Below are 11,302 nucleotides of genomic sequence, written 5' to 3' on the forward strand. Positions count from 1 at the left end.
TATTGTGACGCGAATCCACAGATGATTTGCACGTTCGGGTGGCAAAGGCGGCAAAATGATCTACGATGTGTACCACGGAACATATCGCCCCACCCGACGTCACAGGCCCGCCAATGGAACACGCCGACACCCCCACGGAAGGAAACGCCCTGATCGACGCCTTCGGTCGCCGCATCGAATACGTGCGCCTCTCGGTCACCGATCGCTGCGATCTGCGCTGTTTCTACTGCATGCCCAAGGGCTTTAGCGACTTCGAGGAGCCGGAACACTGGCTCAGCTTCGAGGAGATCGAACGGGTGATGGGCGCCTTCGGCCGCCTCGGGACCCGCCGTGTGCGCCTGACGGGCGGCGAGCCCCTGGTGCGCAAAAACCTCCCGGATCTGGCCGCGCGTCTGAATGCCCTGCCCGGCATCGACGATATCTCGCTGTCCACCAACGCCACGCGCATGGCGCGCCATGCGCAGGAGCTGAAGGATGCCGGCGTCGACCGCATCAACGTCAGCCTCGATTCGCTCAAGCCGGAGGTCTTCAAGGAGATCACCGGCGGCAAGCTGGAGAAGGTGCTGGACGGGCTGATGGCCTCCAAGGCCGCGGGCCTCGCCCCAATCAAGATCAACATGGTCGTGATGGGCGGGATTAACGAGCCGGAGGTCGAGGACATGGTCGACTTCTGCATTGAGCACGGCTTCACCCTGCGCTTCATCGAGACCATGCCGATGGGCGACACGGGCCGCCAGGCGAAAGAGGGCCATTACGTGAACCTGCAGGATGTGCGCGCCCGGCTGGAGCCGCGTTACAACCTGGTGCCCGGCGTGATGCCCGGGGGCGGCCCGGCGCGCTACATGCAGATCCCGGATACCGATGTGCGCATCGGCTTCATCACCCCGATCTCGCAGCACTTCTGCGATACCTGCAACCGCGTGCGCCTGTCGGTGGACGGCACCATCTACACCTGCCTCGGCAACGACCACACCCTCAACCTGCGCCCCTACCTGCGCGAGGGCTGCACGGACTCGGAGCTGGAAGACCTGGTAGTCCAGGCCATCAACCTGAAGCCGGAACGCCACGAATTCTCCGAACGCCCGGAAAAGGTCCTGCGCTTCATGTCCATGACCGGGGGCTGATCGCGCTCCTTCCGCGCGCACCGCGCGGCCCTCATCCCGGCCGCAGCCCCAACACCTCGTCATTCCCACCGCCCCCAACCTCGTCATCCCGGCCGGAGCGAAGCGGAGAGCCGGGATCTCATCTCCCGAGCCTGCCACCCGACACAACGCCAGCCCCGGGAGATTCCGGATAACCGCTTCGCGGTTTCCGGGATGACGAGTAGGGGGTTGGTTTTTTGTAGTGACGGCGGCGGTGGCGCGGTTTCCGCGGTGATGTAGTGCCCATAAGGCGTGGCTGCAGCCCGCAAAATAGAAGGCCCGCTGAAAAGCGGGCCTTCTGCGTGTCGGGATTGCGAGTTGGCTCAGTCGACTGCGCCTTCCGGCGGGAGCTTTTCCTTCATCGAGTCGGACAGCGGCACGTCGTGCACCACCAGCACCGGCAGGCGAGAATTGCGCACCAGCCACTCGGTCGCGGAGCCGGACAGCATGTTGGAGATCTGGCTGCGCCCACGGGTCCCCATGACGATCATGTCCGCGCCCCACTCCTCGGCGTGGCGCGAGATCTCCTCCGGCGCACTACCCACCGCGATGGCCACGTCGTCATTTTCGTCCGCCCACTCCTGCAGCTGGGCGCGCACTTTTTCCTCGGCGGAGTCGCGCATGTCCTTCGCATTCAGCGGCGAGGATCCCGCCCCACTGAATGCACCCGCGGAGCTCGACGCAGCCACTTCCGACGGCTTCATCACATACAGCAACCGCTTCTTCGCACCCGAGCAGTGCTGACGGGCAATCGCCAGGGCCGAGGCCGAGGCGGACGAGAAGTCGATGGCAATGATGACGCGTTGCAGCATGGGGATCCCCTTTGTGACCGCATGAAACCGACCCGGCGTACGCGCTCGGGGTCATGAAAACTTCAGAAATGACTAATAGAGTGGTACAATCTCGCGCCTTTCCTGAGCGGTTCCAGTCTGTACCGGCAACGAACCGCTTGCAACCGCGCCATCCACTGGTGGCAACCGGGCCCGGCTACTTCACCGGGGAAATACCGATCCAAGCACTCGCGTGGATCCGTATTTCCCAAAGTCTCTGGTACCTGTTCGTTCACCCGTTGATCCCGACCCTGGTCGGCTTCGGCGCGCATCGGTATTGGGGAACGCAACGTGCAGCAGACCATAAAAGACTTCCTGTCCAGCCAGCGCAAGGTCTGGTTCTTCAACGTCCGCGGCGATCTGATCGCCGGGATCGTGGTCGCACTGGCGCTGATCCCCGAGGCGATCGCGTTCTCCATCATCGCCGGCGTAGATCCGAGCGTGGGCCTGTACGCCTCGTTCACGATGGCGGTGGTCATCGCCTTTGCCGGTGGACGGCCAGGGATGATCTCGGCCGCCACCGGGGCGATGGCCCTGCTCACGGTCACGCTGGTCGCCGAGCACGGGCTGCAATACCTGCTCGCGGCCACCATCCTGACCGGGGTCATCCAGCTCCTGTTCTCGTGGGCCAAGCTCGCGCGCTACATGATGTTCATCCCGCGTACGGTGCTGGTCGGCTTCGTGAACGCGCTGGCGATCCTGATTTTCCTGTCCCAGGTACCGTATCTGGTGGATGGCGACACCACCATGTGGGCGCTGGTCGCGGCCGGCCTGATCATCCTTTACGGCCTGCCGATGATCCCGGGCTATCCGAAACTGCTGCCGCCGCCGCTGGTCGCGATCATCGTGTTGACTGGCGTCGTCTACTACATGGGTATGCCCACCCTGGAAGTCGGCGACATGGGCGACATGCCCTCCGGCCTGCCGGTGTTCCTGTTCCCGGACATCCCGTGGAACCTGGAGACGCTGCAGATCATCTTCCCGACCGCCTTCGCGCTGGCGATCGTGGGTCTGCTGGAGTCCCTGCTGACCGCCTCCATCATTGACGACCTGACCGACACCCCCTCCGGCAAAAACCGCGAGGCCCAGGGCCAGGGCATCGCCAACATCGTCACCGGCTTCTTCGGCGGCATGGCGAGCTGCGCGATGATTGGTCAGTCGGTCATCAACATCAAATCCGGCGGTCTTGGTCGGCTGTCGAGCCTCGCGGCCGGCCTGTTCCTGCTGTTCTTCATCCTGGTGCTTGGCGATCTGGTCTCGATCATCCCGATGGCCGCGCTGGTCGCGGTGATGATCATGGTCTCCATCGCCACCTTCGACTGGAGTTCGCTCACCACCCTGCACAAGCTGCCGCGCACCGACGCCGTGGTGCTGATCGTGACCGTCGCCGTCACCGTGATCACCCACGACCTGTCGATGGGCGTGTTCGCCGGTGTGCTGCTCTCGGCGATCTTCTTCGCGCGCAAGATGGTCAAGGCCGTCGACGTGAAAAGCGACCTGTCGGAGGACGGCAAGACCCGCATCTATACCGTTCGCGGCCAGCTCTTCTTCGTCGCGGTGGACAAGTTCATCGACAGCTTCGACTACCGCGAAGGCATCCATAACGTCGAGATCGACTTGACCCGCGCCTCACTGTGGGACAGCTCGGCCGTGGCCGCGATCGACAAGGTCGTGGGCAAGTTCCGCCGCAACGGCATGGAGGTCGAGGTGAAGGGCCCACACGGCGAAAGCGGCGAACTCCACGACAAGCTCGCCCTGCACGACAAGGGCGCCGACCTGGGGCCGGGCGGGCACTGACCCCCGCGCGACTACTTACTCGCACTGTCATTGCGAGGCCCCGCAGGGGCCGCGGCACAAAAGCAGCGAAGCTGCGTTGAACGGCCGCAGGCCGGCCCGAAGGGCGAGCGGAACGAGTAATCTCCATCCAGAACCACCGGCTCCCAATTAGGTGCCAGCTTTCGGAGGTTGCCGCGTCGGCTTCGCCTCCTCGCAATGACGGTGCTGGTACCGGCGCCCGGGGACTGGAGAAATTGGACCTCGTGCCCGAGCGTGGCAGGCTAGGCACATGATGAATCTGCGCCGGCCGGCACCCCCGACCGATCCCAGGGCCGAACGCGAGCGCATTCGGCGCGCCCTGATGTGGCCCATGCTCGGGGCCGGCATCCTGATCGTGATCCATGCGCTGCAGGAGCTGATCGGCGGTGACTGGTCACGCCTGGGCATCCTCCCGCGCGACGCGGTCGGGGTGCTGGGCATCATCACCTCGCCGCTGATCCACGGCTCCTGGGGTCACCTACTGGCCAATGTCCCGACCCTCTGGGTGCTAGGCATGCTGACCCTCTACGGCTTTCCCCAGGCCACGCGCACGGCGGTGCCGCTGATCTGGCTGATGGGCGGGCTGGGCGTCTGGCTGTTTGCCCGCGAGGGACTGCACATCGGGGCGTCCGGCCTTACCCACGGTCTGATGTTCTTCGCGGTCGTGATCGGGATTCGGCGCCGCGATGCGCTGTCCATCGCGCTCGCCATCATCATCCTGTTTCTTTACGGCAGCATGCTGTGGGGCGTGTTCCCCAGCGGGCCCAAGGTGTCGTTCGAGGCACACCTGTTCGGCGCGGTGGTGGGCGCGGTCTGCGGCGGGTTCCTGTACCGGCGTGACCCGTTAGCCCCGGCGCGCCGATCCTCCTGGGAGGACGACGACGAGACCGACCCGGAGACCCTGCGCAAGATCGAGCAGGGGCGCCTGGACGAGATCGAGCCCCCGCCGTGGCAGGGCTCCGACGATCATCGTGGTCCCGATCGCCGCGATTGACCGGGCGCTCGGTTTGATGCGGTTCGCTGCGCTCAGCGCATCCTACGGGGGTGTTGGCCGACTCGCCGCCCGTAGGGTGCCGTGAGCGCCCTCGCTCACCGCCCGAAATACAGGCGCATCCCGGCCATCAGGGTCAGGTCCGGAGCCGGTTCGTAGTATCGGCGGTTACCATCGTTGATACGGATGTTGTCGACATTGTCCGCATCCAGCAGGTTGTTGGCGGCGACGAAGGCCTCGGCGCGAGTATCGCCCTGCTGCCAAAATCGCCCGGCGCGCAGATTCAGCGTCGTCTGCGGCCCCACCCTCTCCGTATTCGCGTTGTCCGCGTAACGCGACCCCACATGCAGCGCGTCCACGGTCACGAACCAGGGGCCGTCGCGCCAGTCGGCCTCGACGAACAATTGCTCGCGCGGCAGCCCCGGCATCCGGTTGCCGTCATGGCGAACACCGTCGACATCCTCGAACTCGCGAAAACGGAAACGATTGAGGCTTACAGCAGCGCCCAGGGTCCATTGCGAGTTCACCCGCCAGTCTGCGCTTAGCTCAACGCCATCGCGGGCGGTGCGCCCGGCGTTGGTATAGAACGTCCGGTCACCCTGACCTTCACGCTGGTACGGCGACAGCTCGTCGCGCACCCGGGTAGCGTAGACCGAAGCCTCCCAGGAGAGCTGCGGATTCTCGCGCCGAATACCGACCTCGATACTGCGCGCCCGTTGTGGGTCCACCTCGGGGTTGAAGCCGCCTCCGCCCTCCGGATTGGCAAACTCGGTGAAGGTCGGGGTCTCGAAGTTGGTCGCCACATTCACGTAGGCGCGATACTCGGGCCGGAAGTGCCAGATCAGCCCGGCCATGCCGCTGGTCTCGTCAAAGGTCCGTCGGCCCGATCGGTCCGTGACGTCATCACCGTCGTCAGACCGCTCAACGAAGTGATCGTCGATGGACATACGAATACGGTCGTGACGGGCGCCGGCCACCAGGTTCCAGTCCGACCCCAGTGCGGTATCGGTCTGCACGAACACACCGCGCGAGCGGGCACGCTCCCGTTGGTCAAGCGCCAGGTCGCTCATGGGATCAACCGGGTCTGCGGAACACTCGCCGCCGTCGCGATCGAAAAGTCGGCCAGCAGAACAGCGCCGTGTGCGGTCATCGCGCTGTTCTTCCAGGTCGATGCCGGTGAGCACACGGGTCGCCCCAACGTCGCGCTCGTACTGGGCATTGACTCCAAAGAAATCGCGCTCGTAGGCCACCCGGGAATCCCCTGGGAACGGTAGCTGCTGCGCATAATCGCGCTGGGTCCAGAATCCGCCCAGGCGCAGCTCGCCCCCGGCCAGGGGCTGCTCCCATTGCAGGCCGGTGGTCAGCTGTTCGGCGGACTGGGTACTATCCAGCGCCGTGGCCAGCGGGGCCGCGGCACGCCGGTCCTCGCGCATCTCCTCGCGGGTCAGGCCGCCGGGATCGTCGGTGCGTGGCGCATCCAGGTAGCGCAGGTGGACGTTGAGGGTGCCGGCTTCCAGTTCCGAGGCGGTGTGCAGGCGCAGATAGCGCTTCTCGGCGGTGGACTGTTCGCGGTAGCCGTCGATTGCGAAATCATGTGCGGTCAGGGAATAGCGGTGGGTGCCGTGGTCCTGCTCCGCCACCGCTTCGGCGCGCCGGTAGCCGTAGCTCCCCAGCAGAACCCCACCACCGAAACCGCGCGGGTCACGACCATCGCGCGTGCGCGCGGCGATCACGCCACCAGAGGCATTCCCGTACAGCGCGGCGCTGGGCCCACGCAGGACCTCGATGGCGCGCAGATTCAACAGATCGATTGCGTCCACCTGCGACTGACCATCCGGAGTGGTCTCCGGAATCCCGTCCTGCAGAATGCGCAGCCCGCGAACGCCGAATGGCGCGCGCGACCCGAAACCGCGTATGGAGATGCGGGCGTCCTGGGCAAAGTTGTAGCGGTTCTGAGCGAACAGACCCGGCACCCGGTTCAATGCTTCGTCCAGCTGGAGCCCCTGACGGCCCTCGGTGGCCTGGCGCCCGTCGACCCGCGAAACCGCGGCCGGCAGGTCCGCAAGCGGTGTAGCCAGGCGCGGCGCGGTAACCGTGATCTCCACCGGGTCCAGTACCCGTGGTTCGTCTTCGGCGTGCACCAGCGCCGGGCTCAGCAGCAAAGCCGCACATGCGCTTGGCACCGCTCGGTGGGTCGGCCACTCGGATCGTCGCATCACCAACCTGCCTCCTGCCGACCTCGCCAAGGGGCGATCCGGCGTCCACACCCCACCATTGAGAGGACTCAACGGCAGACCACGGGTTCCCGCAGACGTAGTCGCCTTTTTACAACAGTGTGGTCATTTAACGCGATTTTCATAGCCGCTTAACCGGGTCGTCATGCTGGCTCCCCATGCTTGCGCCCTGTCGGGACACCACCGCGTCCCGCCAGTTTTCGCAAACCAAACAGGGAGAACCCCATGAACCGCAAGCAACTTCTGACCAGCCTGGTCGCCGCCGGGCTGCTCGCGCCGGCCATCGCCACCGCCGACTGGACGATCTACGGGCGTGCCAACATCTCTGTCGATTATCTCGACAACGGTGCGGACTACAGCGAACCCAGCCTCGTCAGCAACTCGAGCCGCCTGGGCTTCAAGGGCGAACACGAGTTTCGGGATCAATTGGTCGCGATTTTCCAGATCGAGCAAGGCATCGACTTTGACGCAGATGATGACCTGACGCTGGCCACCCGCGACACCTTCGCGGGGCTGAAAGGCGACTCGTGGGGCATGTTCCGTGTCGGCGAATTTGATACCCCGTTCAAACGGGCTCGCGGGCCGGCGAACTTCTTCGGTGATCAGCTCGGTGACATGCGCAACCTGACCAAGGCCACGGGCTTCGCTTCCGACAACCGCTTCGAGAACGGTTTGCATTACCGTACCCCGAGCTTTGGCGGCTTGACCTGGGATGTCCACTACAGCCCACAAACCGGCGGCGCATCCACATCGACGACCGAGTCGGGGCGTCCGAACGAGGCCTTTAGTACCTCGCTGTCCCTCGGCATGGGGGACTTTACGGGTGCCCTCGCCTATGAGACCCGCGAGAACGCGAACGCAGACGATAGCTCCGATGGCTGGCGCCTGGCTAGCGGATACAAGATCACAAACGCAATCAATGTGGGCGCGCTGTATCAGACAGCCGACAACTTTGACGGCGTGAAGTCCGATACCTACGGGATTGGCACGCAGATTCGCGTCGCGCCGGACTTCTACCTCAAGGGTCATGTCTTCCAGCACGATTCCGATATCGACCAGGGCGACGCAACCCTCGTTGCACTGGGCCTGGAGTATCGCGTGGACAGCAACCTGCGCTTCCACGGCACGATCGCCAGTGTCAGTAACGATGACGCGATCAACCGCACGCCTTACTCGGACTCCCGGACCGCGGACAGCACAGCGGCGGGCGTTAACGGAGAAACGGCCAGCGGGATTTCGATCGGCATGCGCTACGACTTCTGACCTTGCAGCACGGGCACCCCGGCGGCCAGGACCGCCGGGGTGCCCTCAACACCAGGCCCCGCCGGATTACGCCCCGGCGGGGCCTTTTTCGTTGGTGCCCAGCTCGCGAACGGCAGCGAGGTCAGTCGCGCAGGTGCTGGTTGACGAAGCGGGAGACGCGGATCATGGCATCGCGCGATGCGAGGTCGTCGGCGAAGGTCCGATTGTTGCCGTTGCGGAAGTCGAAACCGCGGCCCACGCCCGGGTATTCAATCCAGTGCACTTCGCCCCCGCGGCTTTCGAGACCATCGGCGGCCATGCGCGCGGTGCGGTGGCGCTGGTACTGCTCCTCGTCGCCGATCAGGATCATCATCGGGATCTTGAGCTCGTTGACCTCGTTGGCGTAGCGATACACCTGGTGCGGCTCGCCCAGGTTCGGGTCCTGCAGGTGCGGGTAATAGCCGGCCCAGCAGGCGACATCCTCGACCTGGCGCTCGAAGGTGACGGCGACCTTGAGCGCCTTGTAGCCGCCACGGGTGATGGACACCAGACAGGCGCGGTCACCCACGATGTCGTCGCGTTCCAGCAGCACGTCCAGACCGCTGTTCAGATCGCCTTCCAGCTCGTAGTCATGATCCAGCGGGTGGCTTTCCATGAAACGGCCGGTGTACAGGTCCGGTGCCAGCACGACGAAGCCGCGCGCCGCGAGACGCTTCACGTGCAGCTCGGCGAGGTCATCGAGCCCGCGCCGGCCATGCGCCCAGAGGATCGCCGGATAGGCCTCGCCGTCGGCCGGGCGGGCCACCATCGCGGGGATATCAAGGTCGTCGCGCTGGTACTCGAAGCGCTCGATCTCGACCTCGTGGTTTTCCAGGTCGGAGTACATCACCCCGTCCTCCCACCAGTCATCGTCCCACCACCAGTTGTCGGAGCCGGTGGGTTCATCGGCCGCCAGCGGGGCCGAGATCAGGGCCGTGGCGGCCAGCAGACAGAAAGAGCGCAGCACAGGAAACATCGGAAACCTCTCGTGGTAGACGTACGGGCGCGATCGTCCTCGAAAGACGGACGGCACGGGTGCTTTCTTCCGAGGGTAGTGCAATCCCGCACGCCGTACCTGCTGACTCGGCGTCATGCGCCGCCGGGAAACCCCAGCTGGCGCCAGGCCTCATAGACCACCACCGCGACGGAATTGGAGAGGTTGAGGCTGCGACTGCCCTCGCGCATCGGGAGGCGCAGGCGATACTCCGACGGCAGGGCATCCAGGACCGACGCCGGCAGGCCTCGTGTCTCCGGACCGAACAACAAGGCATCGCCATCGCGGAAGGTCGGGGCGTCGTAGCGAGCCTGCCCGCGCGTGGTCATGGCGAAGACCCGGCCAGGCTGCACCGATTCCCGCCACTGGTCGAGGCTGTCATACTCTTGCACCCGGGCCAGCTCGTGATAGTCGAGCCCGGCGCGGCGCGCCCGCGCACTGTCCAGCTCGAAGCCGAGCGGGTGGATCAGGTGCAGCGCCGCCCCGGTATTGGCCGCCAGACGAATGATATTGCCCGTGTTCGGCGGGATCTCCGGTTCATAGAGGACGATGTGAAGCATGAGTGATTCGCGCACCGATCCGCGGCTGGCCCTGGAATTCTGCGGCCTGCATTTGAACACGCCGCTGGTGCTGCTGTCCGGCTGTGTCGGCTTCGGCGAGGAATACACCCGCGTGGCCGGCTTCTCCAACCGCGATGCCGGCGCCATCTGCCTCAAGGGCACGACCGGTCAGGCACGGCTGGGCAACGCACCGCACCGCGTCTACGAGACGCCGGACGGGATGCTGAACGCGATCGGCCTGCAGAACCCCGGGGTCGACCACGTGGTGGACCACACCCTGCCACAGCTGGACTTCGACGAGACGCGCTTCTTCGCCAACGTCTCGGGCTCCACCATCGAGGAGTACATCGAGGTCACCCGGCGCTTCGACGACTCGCCCATCGACGCCATCGAGATCAACATCTCCTGCCCCAACGTAAAGGAGGGCGGCGTCGCCTTCGGCAATGACCCGGACATGTCCGCCCGGGTGGTCGAGGCCTGCCGCAAGGTCACCTCCAAGCCACTGATCACCAAGCTCTCGCCCAACCAGACGGACATCGCCGAGAATGCCCGACGCTGCATCGAGGCCGGCACCGACGCGTTCGCAGTGATCAACACCCTGATGGGGATGGCAGTGGACGTGGAAAACCGCCGCGCGGTCATCGGCAACAACCAGGGCGGCCTGTCCGGCCCGGCGATCAAGCCGATCGCGCTGCTGAAGGTGCAGCAGGTCTATCAGGTGGCCGCTCCGCACAACGTGCCGATCATCGGCCAGGGCGGCGTGATGAATGCCACCGACGCGCTGGAATTCCTGATCGCCGGCGCCAGCACCGTGGGCGTGGGCACAGGCCTGTTCTACGACGCACTGTGCCTGCCGAAGATCCTGCACGGCATCAGCGACTACATGGACCGCCACGGCTACACCCACGTGCGCGACCTGACCGGCACCCTGCAACTGAACGGGGCCATCTCCGCCTGCGCCCCGCCCGCTCCGCAGGATCCCACCACCTGAAAGGCCGGTTCACTAAAGAGCCTGTTGACCACGAAGCACACGAAGGCACGAACAAGGTCGAGATCAAGGGCGCTTCACAGGAAGAAGGAAAGTCCTGAGGGTTCGAGGGTGGTGGGGCACTTGGGCTCCGACCCGGGCCCCTGACAGAGGGGTAGATACCGTCTTGATCTATGAGTTGCAAGGCATGTCATTACGGGGTTGATACGGGGTTTGCGACTTGAGCACGCCGAAGGCGATGTGCAGGAGCTTGCGCATGGCCGCCCCGATCGCCGCCATCTTGGCCTTGCCCCGCCTCAGGAGGCGGTGATACTGGTGCCGCACGTCCGGGTTGTAGCGGGTGGCCACCACAGCCGCCATGTAGAGCGTCTTGCGCAGCCGGCCCGAGCCGGCCTTCGCCAGTCGCGGGGGCCGCTGGATCGAGGTCCCGGACTCCTGATGGACCGGTACCAGCCCATGGAACGCCG

General features: G+C 65.2%; 10 protein-coding genes. 5 read left to right on the top strand and 5 right to left on the bottom strand.

Features of this window, described 5'->3' with window-relative positions:
- Window positions 1–113 precede the first annotated feature (113 nt).
- A complete protein-coding gene (gene moaA / locus F816_RS0109510; RefSeq protein WP_019594538.1) occupies window positions 114–1,124 on the top strand; it encodes a GTP 3',8-cyclase MoaA in 1,011 nt (336 codons plus the stop codon).
- 341 nt (window positions 1,125–1,465) lie between these two features.
- On the opposite strand, the gene F816_RS0109515 is transcribed toward moaA, so the two are convergent.
- On the bottom strand, window positions 1,466–1,954 hold the full coding sequence (locus tag F816_RS0109515) for a universal stress protein (protein WP_019594539.1): 489 nt from the start codon (window positions 1,952–1,954) through the stop codon (window positions 1,466–1,468).
- A 309-nt stretch (window positions 1,955–2,263) separates the two neighbouring features.
- On the opposite strand from F816_RS0109515, the gene F816_RS0109520 reads away from it, so the two are divergent.
- Both F816_RS0109520 and F816_RS0109525 read left to right on the top strand, forming a co-directional pair.
- Window positions 2,264–3,769, top strand: a complete 1,506-nt coding sequence (locus F816_RS0109520; protein ID WP_019594540.1) for a SulP family inorganic anion transporter — start codon at window positions 2,264–2,266, stop codon at window positions 3,767–3,769.
- Window positions 3,770–4,037: 268 nt separating this feature from the next.
- Window positions 4,038–4,781, top strand: a complete 744-nt coding sequence (locus tag F816_RS0109525) for a rhomboid family intramembrane serine protease (protein WP_019594541.1) — start codon at window positions 4,038–4,040, stop codon at window positions 4,779–4,781.
- 95 nt (window positions 4,782–4,876) lie between these two features.
- On the opposite strand, the gene F816_RS0109530 is transcribed toward F816_RS0109525, so the two are convergent.
- On the bottom strand, window positions 4,877–6,994 hold the full coding sequence (locus tag F816_RS0109530) for a TonB-dependent receptor (protein ID WP_051080098.1): 2,118 nt from the start codon (window positions 6,992–6,994) through the stop codon (window positions 4,877–4,879).
- A 243-nt stretch (window positions 6,995–7,237) separates the two neighbouring features.
- Here F816_RS0109530 and F816_RS0109535 point away from each other — a divergent pair, with 243 nt between their 5' ends.
- Window positions 7,238–8,275, top strand: coding sequence for a porin (locus tag F816_RS0109535; RefSeq protein WP_019594543.1), 1,038 nt, complete (start codon window positions 7,238–7,240; stop codon window positions 8,273–8,275).
- Between the two features lie 121 nt (window positions 8,276–8,396).
- Here F816_RS0109535 and F816_RS0109540 read toward each other — a convergent pair whose 3' ends face one another.
- A complete protein-coding gene (locus F816_RS0109540) occupies window positions 8,397–9,269 on the bottom strand; it encodes a dienelactone hydrolase family protein (RefSeq protein ID WP_019594544.1) in 873 nt (290 codons plus the stop codon).
- A 113-nt stretch (window positions 9,270–9,382) separates the two neighbouring features.
- Window positions 9,383–9,847 (bottom strand): tRNA (cytidine(34)-2'-O)-methyltransferase, encoded by a 465-nt coding sequence (locus tag F816_RS0109545; protein WP_019594545.1) that lies wholly within the window; start codon window positions 9,845–9,847, stop codon window positions 9,383–9,385.
- Between F816_RS0109545 and F816_RS0109550 the strand changes: the two genes are divergently transcribed.
- Window positions 9,846–10,838 carry a dihydroorotate dehydrogenase gene (locus tag F816_RS0109550; RefSeq protein WP_019594546.1) on the top strand — a complete coding sequence of 331 codons (993 nt, stop codon included), beginning with the start codon at window positions 9,846–9,848 and terminating at the stop codon, window positions 10,836–10,838. The genes F816_RS0109545 and F816_RS0109550 overlap by 2 nt on opposite strands.
- Window positions 10,839–11,006: 168 nt before the next feature.
- Here F816_RS0109550 and F816_RS0109555 read toward each other — a convergent pair.
- Window positions 11,007–11,302 (bottom strand): transposase (locus F816_RS0109555; RefSeq protein ID WP_026333222.1); only part of this gene is annotated, 296 nt, incomplete at its 5' end.

This window comes from Thioalkalivibrio sp. ALM2T, from assembly GCF_000381505.1.
In the GTDB taxonomy this organism is placed as follows: Bacteria; Pseudomonadota; Gammaproteobacteria; order Ectothiorhodospirales; family Ectothiorhodospiraceae; genus Thioalkalivibrio; species Thioalkalivibrio versutus.